The organism is Saccharothrix sp. BKS2 (assembly GCF_047689505.1).
In the GTDB taxonomy this organism is placed as follows: Bacteria; Actinomycetota; Actinomycetes; order Mycobacteriales; family Pseudonocardiaceae; genus Actinosynnema; species Actinosynnema lopnurensis.
Map to the genome: position 1 here is coordinate 81,705 of NZ_JAUQOL010000004.1, position 19,495 is coordinate 101,199.

The following is a 19,495-nucleotide window of genomic DNA, read 5'->3' on the forward strand; positions in this document are numbered from 1 at the left end:
CTTGAACACCGACGAGGTGATCCGCGCCGCCCTGGACGACCGCGAGCTGGGCTACGAGCGCAAGGAGCCGGGCAGGTACTTCGTCACCCTGCCCGGGACCAAGAAGCTCCAGACCAACTGCTGGCTGGTGGTGGGCCGGCACGCGCTGGTCGTGGAGGCGTTCGTGTGCCGCCGGCCGGACGAGGCGCACGAGGAGGTCTACCGGTTCCTGCTGCGGCGCAACGCGAAGCTCTACGGGGTGCACTACACGATCGACCCGGCCGGCGACATCTACCTGGTGGGCAGGCTCGCCCCGCACGCGGTGACGCCCGACGAGCTGGACCGGGTGCTCGGGCAGGTGGTCGAGGCCGCCGACGGCGATTTCAACACCCTGCTGGAGATCGGGTTCGCCGGCGCGATCCAGCGGGAGTGGGACTGGCGCGTCTCGCGCGGCGAGTCGCTGGCGAACCTCCAGGCGTTCCGGCACCTGGTGTCCGAATCGTGATGGCGCCGGCGCAACTGACCCCACCCCCGCTCCCGTCCCTTCCCCGACGAAGGGGAGGGGCAGCGGATGGGTGCACGGGTCGGGGTGGCGCTGGCCACCGCGTTGATCGTGTTGACCGGGTGCGGCGCGGGCGGGACGTCGTCCGGCGCGGCCGACGTCGCCGCGCCGGCGCAGGTGCCGGGTGGCGTCGCCGAGAACGGTGAGCCCGGTGGCGTGCCGGGCGGTGCGGCGAAGGAGGACCGGCCCGCCGCCGAGCAGACGGCCAGGCAGCTGGTGCGCAGCGCGACGGTGGAGCTGGTGGCCGCCGACGTCGGCGGCACGGTGACCAGGCTCAAGGACCTGGTCGCGCTGCGGGGCGGCTACTCGTCGCAGGAGAACGCGACGCCCACCCGGGCCTCGGTCACCCTGCGCGTGCCGGGTGAGCAGCTGGACGGCGTGCTGAGGTCGGTCGGTGAGCTGGACGGCGCGGAGGTCGTCCGGCGCGAGGTGCGCACCGAGGACGTGACCGAGCAGGTCGTGGACGTCGAGGCGCGCCTGGCCAACCAGCGGGCGAGCGTGGACCGCGTGCGCGCGCTGCTGGAGCGCGCCTCCTCCACCTCGGAGATCACCGACATCGAGGAGGAGCTGACCGGGCGGCTGGCCGAGCTGGAGTCGCTCCAGCGCCGGCACGACGTGCTCAAGGGGCAGGTCGCGATGGCGACGCTGACGGTGACCGTCGGCGAGCGGCCGGGCGAGCCGGCGCCCCCGGAACCGGACGACCAGGACTTCCTGGGCGCTTTCACCGGCGGCTGGCGGGCCCTGGTGGACGGCGTCGGGCTGCTGCTGGTCGTGGTGGGCGCGGTGCTGCCGTTCGCCCTGGTGCTCGGGCTGCCCGGGGCCGCGGCGTACCTGTGGTGGCGCCGGCGCAAGACCGCACTGACGGGGGTCAGCCTGCCGAAGTAGGGGCGCTACCCAGAGTTGCACGGAGGGTTGCACGGCGGGGAGCGCGGGGCGGCTTGGGAGAGAGGGGGAGTCACGAGTTCAAGCCGCCCCGCGTCGGTCCCCGCTGCGGTGGACCCGGGCGGGGGGAGCCCGGAATTCCCAGCGGGACCGCGGCTCGACGGGGGGAAAGGCGAGCCGCGGCGGTCGCCGGGCGAGTCGTCGGAGTGCGTGGGAGCCGACCCGCGCGGCTCTGCCAACTTGGCAGAAGTGCGGTGATCACCACAAGGGCCGACGTTGCTCCGTTCGAGTGTTCTTAGCCGAGTTAAGTAACGCCGGCGCGGATCGGTGAGACCACCGGTCACGTCCCCGGTGCGCCTTGACCGGGGGTGGTGCGTACCACACGATGGCGGGATCACCGCCCCCCGGAAGAATGAGGCAGCCGCATGGTCTTCCGCAGTCCGTACCCCGATGTCGTGGTCCCGGACGTCTCGCTCCACGAGTTGCTGTTCGCCGACCTCGGCGACCGGTCCGACCGGGTGGCCCTGGTCGACGGCGGCACGGGCGCGTCCCTGACCTACTCCCAGCTGGCCGGCGCGGTCGACCGGATGGCGGCGGCGCTGGCCGCGCGGGGCATCGGCAAGGGCGACGTGGTCGGCATCCTCAGCCCGAACACCCCGTACTACGCCGTGGTCTTCCACGGCGTCCTGCGCGCCGGCGCCACGGCGACCACGATCAACGCCCTCTACACCGCCGACGAGGTCGCCCACCAGCTGGCCGACGCGGGCGCGAAGATGCTGTTCACGGTGTCCGCGCTGCTGCCCAACGCCGCGCCGGGCGCGGCGAGGGCGGGCGTGTCCGACGTGGTCCTGCTCGACGGCGCGGAGGGGTACCCGAGCCTGGGCGAGCTGCTGGCGGGCGACCACCCGGTGCCGGTGGTGGAGATCGACCCGGCCGAGGACGTGGCCGTGCTGCCGTACTCGTCGGGCACCACCGGGCGGGCCAAGGGCGTGATGCTGACCCACCGGAACCTGGTGGCCAACATCGTCCAGTGCGGCCCCATCCTGGAGGTCCGGGACGCCTCCCGGATCCTCGCCGTGCTGCCGTTCTTCCACATCTACGGCATGCAGGTGGCGATGAACAACGGCCTGCACGTGGGCGCGACGGTCGTCACCATGCCGCGGTTCGACCTGCCGGAGTTCCTGCGGGTGATCCAGGAGCACCGGACCAACCTCGTCTACATCGCCCCGCCGGTCGCGCTGGCGCTGGCCAAGCACCCCGTGGTCGACCAGTACGACCTGTCGGGCATCGACACGATCTTCTCCGGGGCCGCGCCGCTGGACGTCGACCTGGCGGCCGCCGTCTCGAAGCGGCTGGGCTGCCGCGTCTCCCAGGGCTACGGCATGACCGAGATGAGCCCGGTCAGCCACGCCATCCCCGACAACCGCGACGACATCTCCGTCGGCACGGTCGGCGTGATCCTCCCGAGCATGGAGTGCCGCCTGGTCGACCCGGCCACCGGCGAGGACGTCGGCGTCGGCGAGCGCGGCGAGCTGTGGTGCCGCGGCCCGAACGTGATGAAGGGCTACCTGAACAACCCCGAGGCCACCGCGGCGACCCTGGACGCGGACGGCTGGCTGCACACCGGCGACGTGGCGGTGATCGACGGGGGCGGTCTGGTCACCATCGTCGACCGGGTCAAGGAGCTGATCAAGTACAAGGGCTACCAGGTGCCGCCCGCCGAGCTGGAGGCCGTGCTGCTGACGCACCCGGGGATCGCGGACGCGGCGGTCGTGGGGGTGCGCGACGCGGAGGGCGAGGAGGTGCCCAAGGCGTTCGTGGTGCTCCAGCCCGGGGCGGCGCTGGACGGGGCGGGCGTGATGGCGTTCGTGGCCTCGCAGGTCGCACCGCACAAGAAGGTGCGGGTGGTCGAGTTCATCGAGGCCATCCCGAAGTCGTCGGCGGGCAAGATCCTGCGCAAGGACCTGCGGGCCCGCGAAACCGCGTCCTAGGCGGTGCCGGTGGGCGCGGCCGGAGGTCGGTCGCGCCCGCTGTCACCCGACTGCGGCGGGTCGGTCCCACGATCGTGTCTATGTCGTGGTCGCGGGGTGGTTCGGGGCCCGGGTGCGCCCCAGCATGTCCGGGTGCACTTCGCACGCACCCCGATGATTCGTTACGGAGATCCACTCATGCGCACCCTTGGAAGGCTGGTCGTCGCGGCCGGCGCGACGGCGGCTGTCCTGTTCGCGGCCCCGGCGGCCCTCGCCGCCCCCGGCAACCTGGGAGACCTCGGCCCGCAGGCCGGCTCGTCGGGCGGCGCCGCCAAGTTCCTGCCCGGCCTGCCGGTGCTGAACCAGGTCCTCGGCGCCCTGGGCACCGGCGTGAGCGGTCCGACGGGCACCCTGGGCAGCACCGGCAACACCCCCGGCGGCGGCCTGACCGGTGGTCTGGGCGGCGCCCTGGGCGGCTGACCCCCGCTCGAACCGGTGCGGCGGACCGGTAGGAGCGACCGGCCCGCTGCACCGATCAAGTCCACGGCGACCACCCTCGTGAGCAGGCCGGGCCCATCTGGCAGGCTGACGCCCATGGCTGTCGGAACCCTCGTGCTGCTCCGCCACGGCGAGAGCGTCTGGAACGCGGAGAACCTGTTCACCGGCTGGGTGGACGTCCCCCTGTCGGAGAAGGGCGTCGCCGAGGCGAAGCGCGGTGGCGTGCTGATGCGGGAGGCGGGCGTGCTGCCCGAGGTCCTGCACACGTCCCTGCTGCGGCGGGCGATCTCCACCGCGAACATCGCCCTCGACTCGGCCGACCGGCACTGGATCCCGGTGCGCCGGGACTGGCGCCTCAACGAGCGCCACTACGGCGCGCTCCAGGGCAAGAACAAGAAGCAGACCCTGGAGGAGTTCGGCGAGGAGCAGTTCATGCTCTGGCGCCGCTCCTACGACACCCCGCCGCCGGTCATCGAGCCCGGCGCCGAGTTCAGCCAGGACCGCGACCCGCGCTACGCCGACCTCGGGTCCGACCTGCCGATGACCGAGTGCCTGCTGGACGTGGTCAAGCGGATGATCCCCTACTGGGAGACCGCGATCGTGCCCGACCTGCGGGCCGGCCGGACGGTGCTGGTCGCCGCGCACGGCAACTCGCTGCGCGCGCTGATCAAGCACCTCGACGGCGTCTCCGACGAGGCCATCGCGGGCCTGAACGTGCCGACCGGCATCCCGCTGCGCTACGACCTGGACGACGACCTCCGGCCGATCACGGCGGGCGGCACCTACCTGGACCCGGACGCGGCGGCCGACGCCATCAAGGCCGTGGCCAACCAGGGCCGCTAGAGCTCTTCCGCTCCACCGCCCGGCGGCGGCGCGTGCGCGGGACACCCCGGCGCACGCGCCGCCGCCGCGTTCGTCCCACCGGGGGTCGCGGGACCTCGCCGCGACCCCCGGCACGTTCCCCACCGCGTGCTCGGCGTGAACCCGCCGCGACCTCCGCCGCGACCCCCGGCACGACCCCGCCACGTCCTCGGCGCGTCACCTGGGGGAGAGCCCGGCGTAGGCGAACCTGCACCTGTCCGAACAGGACCCGGCTCAATTGGACACGATTGGGTGAACTGCGGTCGTCTGCCGGGAGAACATCGGTCCCGGACGTGTCACGGGAGTCACGAACCGCGTTCGCGCACTAGGCCACCCCCGCCCTGACCTGCTTACCATGCGACCGTGACCGCAACGGGTTACTTCGTCCTGTCGATCGGCGCTCTGCTGATCGGCGGCGTGGCGTTCCTGGTGGGCCGCGCCACCGCACGCCCCCGCGACAGCCGCCCCCGGGGCCTCACCGTCGCCGACCTGATGGCGATGGTGGTCCGCTCCTCCCACGACGGCATCGCGGTCCTCAACGCCTTCGGCGACGTGGTGCTGCACAACGCGCGCGCCGAGGAACTGGGCGTGGTGCGCGGCAGCCGGGTGGACGACCGGGCCCGCCGCGCCGCCGAGCTGGCCCGCCGCGACGGCGGCGTGGTCTCGGTGGACCTGTCGTCGCTGGAGGTCATCAAGGGCCGCCAGCCCACGGCCGTGCACGCGTCGGTGAAGGTGCTGACCGAGTCCTTCGTCGTGGTCGAGGCGTCCGACGAGTCCGAGGCCGTGCGGCTGGAGGCGACCAGGCGGGACTTCGTGGCCAACGTCAGCCACGAGCTGAAGACGCCCGTGGGCGCGCTGGCGCTGCTGGCCGAGGCGGTGCTGGACGCGTCCGACGACCAGGAGCAGGTGCGCCGGTTCAGCGCCAAGATCATGCAGGAGGCCACCCGGCTGGGCACGCTGGTCACCGAGCTGATCGCGCTGTCGCGGCTCCAGGGCGCCGAGAAGCTGCCGGAGCTGAGCCCGGTGGAGGTCGACGTGGTGGTCAGCGAGGCCATGGGCCGCACCCGGCTCGCCGCCGAGCGCGCCGAGATCGCGGTCACCACCGACGAGCCCAGCGGCCTGGTCGTCGAGGGCGACCGGACGCTGCTGGTCACCGCGCTGAGCAACCTGCTGGACAACGCGATCGCGTACTCCTCGCCGGGCAGCCCCGTCTCGGTCAGCCGCAAGCTCGTCGACGGGTACGTGGAGATCGCCGTCACCGACCGCGGCATCGGGATCGCCGAGGACCAGCAGACCCGGGTGTTCGAGCGCTTCTACCGGGTCGACAAGGCCCGCTCGCGCGTCACCGGCGGCACCGGGCTCGGCCTGGCCATCGTCAAGCACGTCGCCAACAACCACGGCGGTGAGGTGAAGCTGTGGAGCCTGCCGGGCACCGGCTCCACGTTCACCCTGCGCCTCCCGGCCCACCCGGACCGGGAGACGTCGACCACCGACCCGACCCGGGGCGCGCCGGCCGGGGTCGACCCGAACGGACTCGCCCCGACCGGGCAGGAGCTGACCACCGTGCCGACCGGCGCGGCAGGCAACCACGGAGGAGAGCTGTGACCAGGGTGCTCATCGTGGAGGACGAGGATTCCTTCGCCGATCCGCTCGCCTTCCTCCTGCGCAAGGAGGGCTTCACCGCGGCGCTCGCGGCCACCGGCCAGGAGGCGCTGGAGGAGTTCGACCGCAACGGCGCCGACATCGTGCTGCTGGACCTGATGCTGCCCGGCATGAGCGGCACCGACGTGTGCAAGCAGCTGCGCGCCCGCTCCGCCGTGCCGGTGATCATGGTCACCGCCCGGGACAGCGAGATCGACAAGGTCGTCGGGCTGGAGCTGGGCGCGGACGACTACGTCACCAAGCCCTACTCGGCGCGGGAGCTGATCGCCCGGATCCGCGCGGTGCTGCGCCGCGGCGGCGAGTCCGAGGAGCTGTTGCCGCAGGTCCTGGAGGCGGGTCCGGTGCGGATGGACGTCGAGCGGCACGTGGTGACCGTCGACGGCGCCGAGGTGAGCCTGCCGCTCAAGGAGTTCGACCTCCTGGAGTACCTGCTGCGCAACGTCGGCCGGGTGTTGACCCGCGGCCAACTGATCGACCGGGTGTGGGGCGCGGACTACGTGGGCGACACCAAAACCCTGGACGTGCACGTCAAACGGCTGCGGTCGAAGATCGAGCCGGACCCGTCGGCCCCGCGGCACCTGGTGACCGTGCGCGGACTGGGATACAAGTTCGAGTCCTGATCACCCCGACCAGGTACGGTGCACCGCGTGCGCCTCGGGGTGCTAGACGTCGGTTCCAACACGGTCCACCTCTTGGTGGTGGACGCTCATCGGGGTGCCCACCCCACGCCGATGAGTTCGGAGAAGTCCGTGCTGCGCCTGGCGGAGCAGCTGGACGGCTCCGGCATGCTCTCGCGCTCGGGCGCCGACCGGCTGGTGCGCTCCGTCGCCGCGGCCAAGGCGGCGGCGGAGCGGCTGGGCTGCGAGGACCTGATGGCGTTCGCCACGTCCGCGGTGCGCGAGGCGGGCAACTCGGCCGAGGTGCTGGAGCGGGTGCGCGGCGAGACCGGCGTGGACCTCCGGGTGCTGTCCGGCGAGGACGAGGCGCGGTACACGTTCCTCGCGGTGCGCCGCTGGTACGGGTGGTCGGCGGGCCGGCTGCTGTGCCTCGACATCGGCGGCGGGTCGCTGGAGCTGGCCACCGGCGTGGACGAGGAGCCCGAGGAGGCGTTCTCGGTGCCGCTGGGCGCGGGCAGGCTGACGCGCACGCGGTTCGCGCACGACCCGCCGACGCGGGACGAGGTGGACGGGACCGCCGAGTGGCTGGACGAGCAGCTCGCGCCGGTGGCCAAGGAGCTGCGCCGGGCCGGTGTGCCCGATCGGGTGGTGGCCAGCTCGAAGACCTTCCGGACGCTGGCGAGGCTGACCGGGGCCGCGCCGTCATCTGCCGGGCCGCACGCGCGGCGCGTGCTGACCGACGCCGGCCTGCGGCAGCTGATCGCGTTCATCTCCCGGATGCCGTCGGCCGACCTGGCCGATCTCGAAGGGGTGAGCCCCAGCCGGGCGCACCAGTTGGTGGCGGGCGCGCTGGTGGCGGAGGCCGCCATGCGGTCCCTGTCGCTGAGCGAACTGGAGATTTGCCCCTGGGCTCTCCGGGAAGGTGTCATCCTGCGCCGGCTGGACCACACTGATGGGCTGGACCAGGACGACGCGGCGGGCCGCAGCCGCCCGCCGGGCGTCACTGGACGGACTGGCCGCCACGGGGCACGGTGGAGTTGATGAGTCGAGAGAGCGAGTCGGAGCGGACCCAGCGCACCGTCGCGGAGTTGCTCGCCCAGTACGGCGGCGGCGACGGCGAGGTGGCGCCGCGCCGGCGACGGCGACGGGCCGAGGACACCTCGGACACCGCTCCACAGGCGATCATCGAGCGGGTCAACTCCGACAGCGGGCGGTTGCTGCCGGTGCGGGACGAGCCCGCCGGGCCGCCCCCGCCCCCGTCGCGGGACGTCGAGGCCGAGCTGGAGCGGACGGCCTACCAGCCGCCGGTCCAGCCCCCGCCGCCACCGGCCGCCGCCGCCCCGGTCGCGCCGCCGCGGGTCGAACCGCCTGCGCGACCCGTCCCGCCCGGCAAGCGGCCGCCGTCGGCGCCGGAGCCCGGCGGGCGCCGGCGCGCGCCGGACGTCGACCCGGCCGAGGAGACGCGCGTCGTCCCGCCGATCGTGGACGACTTCGGGGGCGAGCCGCCCCGCCCCGTCCCCCCGGCGCCGGACCTGCCCAGGCCGGACCTGTCGCGGCCGGACCTGTCCAGGCTCACGCCCGCGACCGGGGCCGAGGCGACCAGGCTGACCACGCCGGTCGGTCCCGAGGCGACCAGGCTCACTACGCCGGTGGTGCCGGAAGCGGCCAGGACCAGCCTGGTCCGCCCGGTGTCGCCGCCCGGACCACCGCCGCCCGGACCGCCGCGCGAACCGGTGACCGAGGTGCTGCCGCGCATCCCGGACGAGCTCAGGCCCAACGTGCCGCTGGAGTCGCTGCCCACCGAGTCGGTGCTGATCGTGCCGCCCGCGCCGCCCAGGCTGCCCGAACCGCTGCCCGACCAGAGCGCCGAGGACTGGTTCGGCGACGACGGGCCCGGCGGCGCCCCCGGACCCGGCGACCGGCGGGACCGGCCCGACCGGGGTGACCGGCCCGACCGGGGTGGGCGCGTCGAGCCGGAGAGCACCCAGTTCCACCCCTACGTCGACCTCGACGAGGAGGAGGACGACGACTACCCGCCGCCGTCCCGCGGTCGCCGCTTCGACGACGACGACGACGAACCGGCCGGGCTCTCCGACCTGGACGACGTGGACGACGACCCCGCGGGCGACCGGTCGGCGGGCAAGGAGTGGCTGGTCATGCTCGGCCAGCTGGCCGTCGGCGTGGTCGGCGGCGCGGCGCTGTGGCTCGGCTTCAACTTCCTCTGGCGGACCCTGGCGCCCGCGGCCCTGGTCGTGGCGCTGGCGGTGACCGTCGGCCTGGTGATGCTGGTCCGCAAGATCCGCCGGGCAGACGACCTCCAGACCACCGTGCTCGCCGTGCTCGTCGGGTTGATCGTGACGGTCTCGCCGGCGGCGATGCTGCTGGTGAAGTCTTGATCCCGGTCGGCCTGTCCACCGCGGCCGTGTGGCCGCAACCCGCCGGGGCCGCGTTCGAGGCGGCCGCCGAGCTGGGGTACGACGGGGTCGAGGTCATGGTCTGGGCCGACCCGATCAGCCAGGACGTGGGCGCGCTGCGGCGGCTGTCGAACCGGACCGGCGTGCCGGTGCTGGCCGTGCACGCGCCGTGCCTGCTGATCAGCCAGCGGGTGTGGTCGCCGGACCCGGTCGAGCGGCTGCGGCGCAGCGTCTCGGCGGCCGGCGACCTGGGGGCGCGCACGGTCGTGCTGCACCCGCCGTTCGCCTGGCAGCGGCGCTACGCCGACGCGTTCCCGGAGCTGGTGGCGTCCCTGGAGGACGACAGCGGCGTGGCGATCGCGGTGGAGAACATGTTCCCGGTGCGCCGGGCGCTCGGGCGCGGCCGCTCGGTGCAGATCACCGCGTTCCGGCCGTCCACCGACCCCACCGACGTGGGCCACCGCAACTACACCCTGGACCTGTCGCACGCCTCCGCCGCGCACGTGGACGCGATGGAGCTGGCCAAGCGGATGGGCGACAACCTCACCCACGTCCACCTGGCCGACGGCTCCGGCCTGCCGAAGGACGAGCACCTGGTGCCGGGCCGGGGCACCCAGCCGTGCGCGGAGCTGCTGGCCCACCTGGCCGACACCGGCTTCACCGGCCAGGTCGTCCTGGAGGTCAACACCCGCCGCGCCCGCACGGCCCCCGACCGCACCGCCCTCCTGGCGGAGTCCCTCACCTACGCCCGCCGCCACCTCCCCTAGATCCGCGCGAGTCGTACCCCCAGACCTCGCGAGTCGTACGTCCAGACCCCCCGAACTACACGTTCAGACCGCGCGAGTCGAACGTTCGGGACCACCGTGTCGAACATTCGGGACGGGTGAGTTCCACGTTCGGGCCGGTCGGCAACCCCGCGTTCGGCGCACCGCGTCCGGTCCGCGTGGCTGTACTCGTGCCACCCAGCGGTTAGGGTCTTGATCGTGAATCCGTTGCGGACGCTGATCCTGGCCGCCGCGGGCAACGGGGCGGTGCGCCGGGTCGTCGCCACCGCGCCCGTCAGCCGCGACGTGGTGCGCCGGTTCGTGGCCGGCGAGGCCACCGCCGACGCGATCGAGGCGGCCGGTCGCCTGGTGGGCGACGGCCTGCGGGTCACCCTGGACCACCTCGGCGAGGACGCGGTCGACCGGTCCGCCGCCGAGCGGACCGTGCTGGCCCACCTGCGGCTCCTCGACGAGCTGCACGCCGCCGGCCTGGCCGGGGACGTCGAGGTCACCGTGAGGCTGTCCGCCGTCGGGCAGGCGCTGGGCGAGACGCGGGCCCTGGACAACGCCTCCCGCGTCTGCGCCGCCGCCGAGCAGGCCGGCACCACGGTCACCCTGGACGCGGAGCGCCACACCACCACCGACTCGACCCTGCGCGTGCTGGCCGAGCTGCGGCGCGCCTGGCCGTCGACGGGCGTGGTCCTCCAGGCGCGCCTGCGGCGCACCCCCGACGACTGCCGCGAGCTGGCCGACACCCGCGTCCGGCTGTGCGAGGGCGCCTACGACGAGCCCGCGTCGGTGGCCTTCACCGACCCGCACGAGGTCGACCTCAACTACGTCCGCTGCGCCAACGTCCTGCTCGCGGGGTCCGGCTACCCGGTGTTCGCCACCCACGACCCGCGCCTGGTCGAGGTCGTCGCCGAACGCGCCCGCTGGTACGGCCGGTCCGCGACGGACTTCGAGTACCAGGTGCCCCACGGCGTCCGCCCGGCCGAGCAGCGGCGCCTCGCGGCCGAGGGCCACGTGGTGCGCGTCCACGTCCCGTACGGGGACCAGTGGTACGGCTACCTGGTGCGCCGCCTGGCCGAGCGCCCGGCGGACGCCGCCTTCTTCCTGCGCTCGCTGTTCGGCCGGTAGTGAGGAGCCCCGTGTCCTTCTCGGTAGCAAGTGCGGTCCGCCCGCTGGGCGACGGCACGTACACCGCGTCGCTGCCCGCGGAGTGGACGATCGGGCCCAAGCCCCACGGCGGGTTCCTGCTGGCCATGCTGGCGCGGGCGGCGGTGGACGGCGCGCGGTCGGCGATGCCCGGCGAGCTCGCGCCGCTGTCGGTGAGCGCCCAGTTCCTGCGCGCGCCGGAGATCGGTCCGGTGCTGATCAGGACGGAGGTCCGCAAGGCCGGCCGCACGGCCACCGTGGTGTCGGCAGTGCTGGAGCAGCGCGGGCGCGGCTGCGTGGAGGCGGTGGTGACGGTCGGGCGGATGCCGACGGCGGCGCCGGACTACGTGGACCTGCCGGACGTGCCCGCCGCGCCGCCCGCGAACGCGGTGGACCTGGCGTCGATGGGGCCCGGCGGGGTCTACAAGCTGGGCTCGGTGTGCGAGGTGCGGCTGGACCCGGAGGGGGCCGGGTTCCTGGCGGGGCGCGTCGGCGACCCGCTGGTGCTGCGGCTGTGGGCGCGCCCGCTCGGCGAGCGGCCGGACCCGTACTTCGCGCTGGTCGTGGGCGACATCTCGATGCCGGTGACGTTCAACCTCGGCCGGTTCGGGTGGTCCCCGACGGTGCAGCTGACGGCGTTGCTGCGGGCCGAGCCCGCGCCGGGGTGGCTGCGGGTGCGGGTGTCGTGCAGCGCGGTGCACGGGCAGTGGTTCGACGAGGACGCGGTGGTCGTCGACTCGACGGGGCGGCTGGTGTGCCAGGCGCGGCAGTTGGCCCTGACGCCCGCCGCCCAGGGCTGAGCAGCCGGGGCTGGGTACCCGGGGTGGAGCACCTGGGGCTGGGCACCTGGGGCTGGGCACCCGGAATTCCGGGTTGGCGGGGCGTGGCAGGCTGAGGGGCATGACGACCATCGCCGTGCTGGGGGCTGGCAAGATCGGTGAAGCCCTGCTCTCGGGGCTGTTGCAGGGTGGCCGCAGGGCCGATGAGCTGCTGTTCACCGAGAAGCACCCGGAGCGGGCCACCGCCCTGACCGAGCAGTACGGCGTGGAGGCGCTGGACGTGGCGGGCGCCGCCCAGCGGGCCGACGTGCTCGTGGTCGCGGTCAAGCCCCAGGACATCGAGCCGCTGCTCGACGAGCTGAACCCCGTGCTCAAGCCCGGCACGCTGGTCGTGTCGCTGTGCGCGGGCCTGCCGACCTCGCTCTACGAGCGCCGCCTCCCCGACCGCACGCCGGTGGTCCGGGTGATGCCCAACACACCGATGGTCGTGGGTCAGGCGATGAGCGCCATCTCGGCCGGCCGGTATGCGACGGACGAGCACCTCGGGCTGGTCGAGGAGCTGCTGGGCACGGTCGGCCAGGTGGCGCGGGTGCCCGAGGGCCAGCAGGACGCCGTGACGGCGTTGTCCGGGTCCGGGCCCGCGTACTTCTTCTACCTGGTCGAGGCCATGATCGACGCGGGCATCCTGCTCGGCATCCCGCGCGACCTCGCCGGGCGGCTGATCATCCAGTCGGCGGTCGGCGCGGCCACCATGCTGAACGAGGGCGACCAGCACCCGGTGATCCTCCGCGAGGCCGTCACATCCCCCGCGGGCACCACCATCATGGCCATCCGCGAGCTGGAGAAGCACGGGGTCCGGGCCGCGCTGCTGGCCGCCCTGGAGGCCGCCCGCGACCGCTCCGTGGAGCTGGGACGGGCCCACGAAGAGGGCTGATCCCGCCATTGGCCGTCGCACCAGTCCCAGGTGTCCCGTTACCCTCAGGGGAGCACGTGCGTGTCGAACCGTCGGTGGGGAAGCCGACGGCACGACGCGTGTCGAAGGACGCGGTGATCTATGCCTGCGGAGGAGAAGTCGCTCGGCCAAGTCAAGTTCCTGACGGTCGCCGAGGTCGCGCTGGTGATGCGCGTGTCGAAGATGACGGTGTACCGGTTGGTTCACTCCGGTGAGCTGACGGCGGTGCGCGTGGGCAAGTCGTTCAGGGTGCCCGAGAAGGCGGTGGACGAGTACCTGCGCAACGCCTACTTCGATGCCGGGTGATGCCCCGGTGGAGGAGTCGGCGGGAGGTGGTGTCGGCGCTGGTCCCTGAGGTGTGCCCGGTCGTCCGGAGCGTGTGGCCGGCCGTCCGGACCCCCTCTGGGGCGGGTGCCTGACGGGGCGCGCGGGCCGCCGGGTAAAGTGGAAGGCCGTTCGTGCCTGGTGTCGGCGCGCCCTCTTGACGGGTGTCTCCACAGGCGCGTGGAGAGCAACCGACGTCTAGTAGTTAAGGAACCCGCATGGGCTCGGTCATCAAGAAGCGCCGCAAGCGCATGTCGAAGAAGAAGCACCGCAAGCTGCTGCGCAAGACGCGGGTGCAGCGTCGCAAGCGCGGCAAGTAACCCCTGCGGGTTCTCACACCGCCAGGCCCCGGTCTCGTGCCGGGGACTGGCGGTGTTGTTGTTGGTGGGGGCTGGTGGGCAGGGGCTTCGGGGGCCGGTGGGCTTCGGGGCTCTGGGGCCTGGTGGGCTTCGGGGCTCGGTCGGGTGGGTTTCGAGGCCTGGTCGGGTGGGTTTCGGGGGCCGTCGCCCGGGGTGACCTGCGCGAGCGTCCCGCCCGTCCTCCGCGTTGGCGCGAAGCCGGTTAGCATCGTCGAGTCGCAGCACCGGACATGGAGTCGCATGGCGCCCAAGGTCGTTCTGGTCACCGGTTGCAGCCGCTTCCTCGGCGGCCACCTCGCCGCGCGCTTCGCGGCGAACCCCGACGTCGAGCGCGTGCTCGGCGTGGACACCGAGCCGCCGCCGCGCGACGTGCTGCGCCGGATGGGGCGCGCCGAGTTCGTGCGGGCCGACATCCGCAACCCGCTCATCGCGAAGGTCATCGCCACCGCGCAGGTCGACACGGTCGTGCACGCGTCGGTGACGGCGAACCCGGCCGGGCCCACCGGGCGCAGCGCGATGAAGGAGATGAACGTCATCGGCACGATGCAGCTGCTGGCCGCGTGCCAGAAGTCGCCGCACGTGCGCAAGCTGGTGGTGAAGTCCACCAGCGCGGTGTACGGGTCCAGCTCGCGGGACCCGGCCGTGTTCACCGAGGACATGGGGCCCAAGGACCTGCCGTCCAGCGGGTACGCCAAGGACGCGGTGGAGGTCGAGGGCTACGTCCGGGGGTTCTCGCGGCGGCGGCCGGACGTGGACGTGACCACGCTGCGGTTCACGAACTTCATCGGGCCCCGCATCGACACGGTGATGACCAGGTACTTCGCCCTGCCGGTGGTGCCGACGGTGCTGGGCTACGACGCGCGGGTGCAGCTGCTGCACTCCGAGGACGCGCTGGCGGTGCTGGAGCGGGCCACGCTGCACGAGCTGCCCGGGGTGTACAACGTGGGTGGCGACGGGGTGCTGCTGCTGTCGCAGGCCATCCGGCGGGCCGGGCGGGTGAACCTGAGGGTGCCCAGCGCGGCGGTGCCGACGATGGGGCGGTTCTTCCGCGGTGCCCGGTTGGTGGACTTCTCGCCGGACCAGATGAGGTTCCTCAACTGGGGGCGGGTGGTGGACACGACGTTGCTGAAGGGCGAGTTCGGGTTCACGCCGCGGTGGACCACGCAACAGGCGTTCGACGATTACGTGAGCGGGCGGGGGTTGCGGCCGTTGGTCGACTCCGGCGTGGTGGCGGCGGTGGAGCGGGGCGTGCTGGGTGCGGCTGCCCGGTGGCGTTGACCGGGCGTTGGCGGGTGCTGCGGGGCTTGTGCGGGCGTTGGCGGGTGTTGCTGGGCTTGGACGGGCGTTGACGGTGGTGGGTGCGGCTGGGGGCGACGGTGAGGAGGTGGACGTGGCGGAGGCGCGGGTGATCCCGTTGCACGGGGCGGACCGGGAGGCTCCTCGGCGGCGGGGTGGTGCCGGTTCGGCCGGGCAGGCGTCCACTGCCGGCGCTGGTGCTGGTGCCGGCCCTGAGGCCGAGGCTGAGGCGATTGGGCCTGCCGAGTGGGAGCGGCGGCTGGCTGAGCTGCTGAACTTCGCGCGCAGGCGCATCCAGGGCGAGTACGAGGTGGACGAGTTCGGGTTCGACCGGGACCTCACCGACAACGTGCTCATGCCGCCGTTGCGGCCGCTGTACGAGAAGTGGTTCCGGGTCGAGACGATCGGGATGCACAACGTGCCCGCCCGGGGTGGGGCGTTGATCGTGGCCAACCACTCGGGGACGTTGCCGCTGGACGCCCTGATGACGGCGTTCGCGGTGCGGAACGACCACCCGGCGCGGCGGCGCCTGCGGATGCTCGGGGCGGACCTGGTGTTCAAGACGCCGGTGCTGGGGGCGTTGGCGAGGAAGTCCGGGCAGACGTTGGCCTGCAACCCGGACGCGGAGCGGTTGCTGTGCTCCGGTGAGGTGGTCGGCGTGTGGCCCGAGGGGTTCAAGGGGATCGGGAAGCCGTTCAAGGACCGGTACAAGTTGCAGCGCTTCGGGCGTGGCGGGTTCGTGTCGGCGGCGTTGAACACCGGGGTGCCGATCATCCCCTGCTCGATCGTGGGCGCGGAGGAGATCTACCCGAAGATCGGTGACGTCAAGGCGTTGGCCAGGTTGTTCGGGTTCCCCTATTTTCCGGTGACGCCGTTCTTCCCGTGGTTGGGGCCGTTGGGGGCTGTTCCGCTGCCCTCGAAGTGGTACATCGAGTTCGGTGAGCCGATTCGGACCGATGAGTACGGGGAGCACGCGGCGGACGACCCGATGCTGGTGTTCAACCTGACGGATCAGGTGCGGGAGACGATTCAGCAGACCCTGTACCGGTTGTTGACCCAGCGGCGGAACGTTTTTCTGGGCTGAGGTGGTGGGGTTCACGGGCTTGTTGGGTTCACGGGCTGTCGCTCGCCGCTGGGCAGGCCTCCGGGGGAGGGGCTCGGCTCGTGGTCTCCCGTATGGCCTGCCTGAGGCAACCACCCTTGTCCAGGGGGTGTCGCGAAGGGCGTGCGACACCCCCTGGACAAGCGCGGTAGGGCTGCGCCCAGGCCATACGGGAGACCACGAGCACCCCACAGTGGGAGACTGCGCGCCCCGGTCTCGTCGTGCAACCGGTCTCGTCGGCGTCTTGTGGATGCTCGCGCGAGTCGAACACTCGGGACCACCGTGTCGAACACTCAGGACGCGCGAGTTCTACGTTCAGGTCGCGCGAGTCGTACGTTCGGACCTCGCGTGTCGTACGTTGGGGACGCGCGTGTCGTACGTTCAGGTCGGGCGTGTCGTACGTTCAGGACCGGTGAGTTCAGCGTTCAGGACCCGTTGTCCCCCGCGTTCGGGGTGGTCAGTGGCGGCGGCGGTAGGCGATCGTGGCTGCTGTCGCGCCTGCCAGGAGGCCGGCTCCCAGGACCGACGGCACGCCGATCTTCGCCGCCTTGCGGCCCGTGCGGAAGTCTCGGATTTCCCAGCTTCGCTTGCGCGCCGTTTCGCGTAGGGCCGAGTCCGGGTTCACGGCTACCGCCGTGCCCACCACCGACAGCATCGGGACGTCGTTGGCCGAGTCCGAGTAGGCCGTGCAGCGGCGGAGGTCGAGACCTTCCTTGGCGGCCAGGGCGCGGACCGCGTGGGCTTTTGCCCGGCCGTGCAGGAGGTCGCCCACCAGGCGGCCCGTGTAGATGCCGTTCGAGTTTTCCGAGACCGTGCCCAGGGCGCCGGTCAGGCCCAGGCGGCGGGCGATGATCTGGGCCAGTTCCACCGGGGTGGCGGTGACCAGCCAGACCCTTTGGCCCGCGTCCAGGTGCATCTGGGCCAGGGCTTGGGTGCCGGTCCAGATCTTGTCCGCCATCAGTTCGTCGTAGATCTCCTCGCCCAGGGAGACGATTTCCGCCACGGAACGGCCGGCTACGAACGAGAGGGCTTGTTCACGGGACGCGGCGACGCTTTGTGGGTCTTCTCGGCCGCCTACGCGGAATTTGAACTGCTGCCAGGCGAAGCCGAGGAGGTCGGAGTTCTTGAAGAACTTGCGGGCCGCCAGTCCCCGGGCGAAGTGGAAGATCGACGCGCCCATCATCATGGTGTTGTCGACGTCGAAGAAGGCCGCCGCGGTGAGGTCGGTGGCGGTGGGGTCGGCGGCCGCCAGCGCGGCTTCGGCCGAAGCCTCTCCCGCGATCGCGGCGAGCCTTTCCCGCTCGGCCGTGCCTTCCACAGCCCTTTTCACCACGTCAGCGCCTCCCGGGGTCCGATGGGGACAGGGTAGCGATCAGCCGCCGAGGCCGGGCAGCGGTAGCGACGGCAGCGGCAACGTGGGCAGGGGCAGCACGGGGACGCCCCGGGTCGTGGTGGTCGGGGACGTCGGTTGTGGGGCCGGCGGGGCGTTGACGGAGGTCGTCGGCGTCGGCGGCGGCGGGGGGTTGTCGGTGGTGGTGGGGGCGTTGCCGGGCGGCAGGGGGGTGGGGATGGCGGGGGTGGGGGAGAGGAGCGAGGGGGTCGGGCCGGTCGGGGTGGGCTGCTGCCGGGTGGGGGCGCACTCGTCCCGCGCGGGCAGCGGGCCGAGTTGGTCGGTCTCGCCGGACGTGGTGGAGGTGCACGTGGTCCTGGACTGGAGCGCGGTGGCCCGGTCGGCGATGCGGGCCAGGAGGTCCAGGGAGGTGTTCGAGAGGGTGACGGCATCTTCCGGCAGGGTGGGGCGCAGCTGCTCCAGGCGTGCGGTCTGCGACGTCGCCCACTCGCGCAGGTCCTCCAGGGCGCGGTGGTCCGCGGCCGACCCGAACGCGGTCAGCGCGCGGGAACCCGCCGCGGCGTCGGTGTCGAAGTCGGCCAGCGCCGTCAGGTAGCCGCCCAGGGGGCCGCCGCCCGCGTACCGGTCGACCAGGGTCTCCACCTCGGTCAGGCGCGCGGAGGCGAACTCCAGGAGCTTGTGGCCCTTGGAGTCCTCGCCGAAGGTCAGGCCCAGGGAGGCCGACTCGGCGGTGCGCTTCACGCCGTACAGCGCGTCGCCCGGCAGCGCGTCGCGGCTGAGCAGGAGGCTCATGCCGGCCAACGAGAACACCAGGCACAGGGCGGCGGCCAGCGCGACCGCTAATCGGCCGCGCGCGCCGGTGCGGTGGGGCTCGACCTTGGTCGGGGCCGGCGGGGCGGCGCCGAGGACGCGCTCGCGCATCCGGGCCCGGGTGGCCTCGTCCGGGCCCGAAGTGACTGCGGCTTCACGTAGCAGCGCGACGACCGCCAGCTCGTCGGCGAACGCCTCGTCGCCCGGTTCGGGGTGCGCTTCGACGGCGCGGGCGAACTGCTCGCGCTGCCTGTGACGCCACAACGGCGTGATCCCTCTGCCCACCATCCCGCACCGTTTTCGAGCGATCCTGTCCCGAGTAACGAACCGGGCGCTCCCGGGGTTACGCGCCGGCGGTCACCGCAACCAGTTCGGCAGCAGTTGGGCCAACCGGCGCACCGCCCGGTGCTGGAGGGCCTTGATCGCGCCCTCGTTCCGGCCCATCCTCGCGGCCGTCTCGGCGACGGACAAGCCCTGGATGAAACGCAGTGTGATGCATTCCCGCTGGTCGTTCCCCAGCTGGGCTACGCAGCGCAGCAGCTCCGCGTTGGCCGCACCGGTCAGGACCTCCTGTTCCGGACCGTCCGTGACCTCGCGGTTGTCGGTCAGTTCGGCGGTGGTGACCTCCAGCCGGTAGCGGCTGGACTTCACGTGGTCGAAGACGATGTTGCGGGCGATGGTGACGAACCACGCGCCGACGTCGCGGCCCTGGTAGCTGATCGACCGGATGCTGCGCAGGGCGCGCAGGAACGTCTCGCTGGTCACGTCCTCGGCCAGCGTCCGGTCGCCCACGCGGAACAGCACGTACCGGTACACGACGTCGACGTACCGGTCGTAGAGCGCGCCGAACGCGTCCGTGTCGCCGCCCTGCGCGGCACGGACCAGGTCCCACGGCTCGTCCGCCGGTTCGCTCTCCACGCTCACGATCGTGCTTGACCGCCCTTCCGTGCTCCACATCGGACGAAGCGCGCGGATGTTTCGGACGGGGTTCTCGCGTGCCCTCGCGGTCATCGGTTCGCGACACCTCCGCGGGGTCGCCGTCGAGGCAGCATACGTCTTGTTACTCCGTAGTAGGTAAAGGTGGCCGGTCCCCCGTCCGCGGCACGGGTGGAGGCGCTTCGCGACGCCGCCCGCGCGTGACAGACTGCGCTGAGGTAC

The 19,495-nt window shown here is 72.8% G+C and carries 20 protein-coding genes; 17 read left to right on the forward strand and 3 right to left on the reverse strand.

Going from position 1 to position 19,495, the window contains the following annotated elements; translation table 11 throughout:
* Position 1: 1 nt before the first annotated feature.
* The 17 genes from Q5530_RS08940 to Q5530_RS09020 all read left to right on the forward strand — a co-directional run bounded on the left by Q5530_RS08940 (position 2) and on the right by Q5530_RS09020 (position 16,158).
* Positions 2-484 (forward strand): YbjN domain-containing protein, encoded by a 483-nt coding sequence (locus tag Q5530_RS08940; RefSeq protein WP_415362079.1) that lies wholly within the window; start codon positions 2-4, stop codon positions 482-484.
* A 66-nt stretch (positions 485-550) separates the two neighbouring features.
* Positions 551-1,426: a DUF4349 domain-containing protein gene (locus tag Q5530_RS08945; RefSeq protein WP_415361762.1), complete on the forward strand. Its 876-nt coding sequence runs from the start codon at positions 551-553 to the stop codon at positions 1,424-1,426.
* A 422-nt stretch (positions 1,427-1,848) separates the two neighbouring features.
* The gene (locus tag Q5530_RS08950; protein WP_415361763.1) at positions 1,849-3,414 is read left to right on the forward strand and encodes a 4-coumarate--CoA ligase family protein; all 1,566 of its coding nucleotides are present in this window, start codon (positions 1,849-1,851) and stop codon (positions 3,412-3,414) included.
* 177 nt (positions 3,415-3,591) lie between these two features.
* Positions 3,592-3,873, forward strand: a complete 282-nt coding sequence (locus tag Q5530_RS08955; RefSeq protein WP_380634516.1) for a hypothetical protein — start codon at positions 3,592-3,594, stop codon at positions 3,871-3,873.
* A gap of 114 nt (positions 3,874-3,987) precedes the next feature.
* A complete protein-coding gene (locus Q5530_RS08960; protein WP_380634514.1) occupies positions 3,988-4,734 on the forward strand; it encodes a phosphoglyceromutase in 747 nt (248 codons plus the stop codon).
* Positions 4,735-5,115: 381 nt separating this feature from the next.
* Entirely contained in the window at positions 5,116-6,357 is a 1,242-nt protein-coding gene (locus Q5530_RS08965; RefSeq protein WP_415361764.1) for a sensor histidine kinase, read from the forward strand.
* Positions 6,354-7,034: a response regulator transcription factor gene (locus Q5530_RS08970; protein WP_344036284.1), complete on the forward strand. Its 681-nt coding sequence runs from the start codon at positions 6,354-6,356 to the stop codon at positions 7,032-7,034. The genes Q5530_RS08965 and Q5530_RS08970 overlap by 4 nt, the downstream gene beginning before the upstream one ends.
* Positions 7,035-7,061: 27 nt before the next feature.
* A complete protein-coding gene (locus tag Q5530_RS08975) occupies positions 7,062-8,072 on the forward strand; it encodes a Ppx/GppA phosphatase family protein (RefSeq protein ID WP_415361765.1) in 1,011 nt (336 codons plus the stop codon).
* Positions 8,072-9,427 carry a hypothetical protein gene (locus Q5530_RS08980; RefSeq protein ID WP_415361766.1) on the forward strand — a complete coding sequence of 452 codons (1,356 nt, stop codon included), beginning with the start codon at positions 8,072-8,074 and terminating at the stop codon, positions 9,425-9,427. Before Q5530_RS08975 ends, Q5530_RS08980 begins: the two co-directional genes overlap by 1 nt.
* Positions 9,424-10,212 (forward strand): sugar phosphate isomerase/epimerase family protein, encoded by a 789-nt coding sequence (locus Q5530_RS08985; protein WP_415361767.1) that lies wholly within the window; start codon positions 9,424-9,426, stop codon positions 10,210-10,212. The genes Q5530_RS08980 and Q5530_RS08985 overlap by 4 nt, the downstream gene beginning before the upstream one ends.
* A gap of 216 nt (positions 10,213-10,428) precedes the next feature.
* A complete protein-coding gene (locus Q5530_RS08990) occupies positions 10,429-11,346 on the forward strand; it encodes a proline dehydrogenase family protein (protein WP_415361768.1) in 918 nt (305 codons plus the stop codon).
* Between the two features lie 11 nt (positions 11,347-11,357).
* A complete protein-coding gene (locus tag Q5530_RS08995) occupies positions 11,358-12,164 on the forward strand; it encodes a thioesterase family protein (RefSeq protein ID WP_415361769.1) in 807 nt (268 codons plus the stop codon).
* Positions 12,165-12,264: 100 nt separating this feature from the next.
* Positions 12,265-13,077 carry a pyrroline-5-carboxylate reductase gene (gene proC, locus Q5530_RS09000; protein ID WP_380634502.1) on the forward strand — a complete coding sequence of 271 codons (813 nt, stop codon included), beginning with the start codon at positions 12,265-12,267 and terminating at the stop codon, positions 13,075-13,077.
* Positions 13,078-13,197: 120 nt separating this feature from the next.
* A complete protein-coding gene (locus Q5530_RS09005) occupies positions 13,198-13,401 on the forward strand; it encodes a helix-turn-helix domain-containing protein (protein ID WP_033428478.1) in 204 nt (67 codons plus the stop codon).
* Between the two features lie 236 nt (positions 13,402-13,637).
* A complete protein-coding gene (locus Q5530_RS09010) occupies positions 13,638-13,739 on the forward strand; it encodes a 30S ribosomal protein bS22 (protein ID WP_015105422.1) in 102 nt (33 codons plus the stop codon).
* A 279-nt stretch (positions 13,740-14,018) separates the two neighbouring features.
* On the forward strand, positions 14,019-15,056 hold the full coding sequence (locus Q5530_RS09015; RefSeq protein WP_415361770.1) for an NAD-dependent epimerase/dehydratase family protein: 1,038 nt from the start codon (positions 14,019-14,021) through the stop codon (positions 15,054-15,056).
* Between the two features lie 112 nt (positions 15,057-15,168).
* Positions 15,169-16,158, forward strand: a complete 990-nt coding sequence (locus tag Q5530_RS09020; RefSeq protein WP_415361771.1) for a lysophospholipid acyltransferase family protein — start codon at positions 15,169-15,171, stop codon at positions 16,156-16,158.
* Between the two features lie 475 nt (positions 16,159-16,633).
* Here the strand turns inward: Q5530_RS09020 and Q5530_RS09025 are convergent, their stop codons facing one another.
* The 3 genes from Q5530_RS09025 to Q5530_RS09035 all read right to left on the reverse strand — a co-directional run bounded on the left by Q5530_RS09025 (position 16,634) and on the right by Q5530_RS09035 (position 19,294).
* The gene (locus tag Q5530_RS09025; RefSeq protein ID WP_380634499.1) at positions 16,634-17,494 is read right to left on the reverse strand and encodes an HAD family hydrolase; all 861 of its coding nucleotides are present in this window, start codon (positions 17,492-17,494) and stop codon (positions 16,634-16,636) included.
* Positions 17,495-17,548: 54 nt separating this feature from the next.
* Positions 17,549-18,601 carry a DUF5667 domain-containing protein gene (locus Q5530_RS09030; RefSeq protein ID WP_415361772.1) on the reverse strand — a complete coding sequence of 351 codons (1,053 nt, stop codon included), beginning with the start codon at positions 18,599-18,601 and terminating at the stop codon, positions 17,549-17,551.
* 93 nt (positions 18,602-18,694) lie between these two features.
* On the reverse strand, positions 18,695-19,294 hold the full coding sequence (locus tag Q5530_RS09035) for a sigma-70 family RNA polymerase sigma factor (RefSeq protein WP_415361773.1): 600 nt from the start codon (positions 19,292-19,294) through the stop codon (positions 18,695-18,697).
* Between the last annotated feature and the right edge of the window lie 201 nt (positions 19,295-19,495).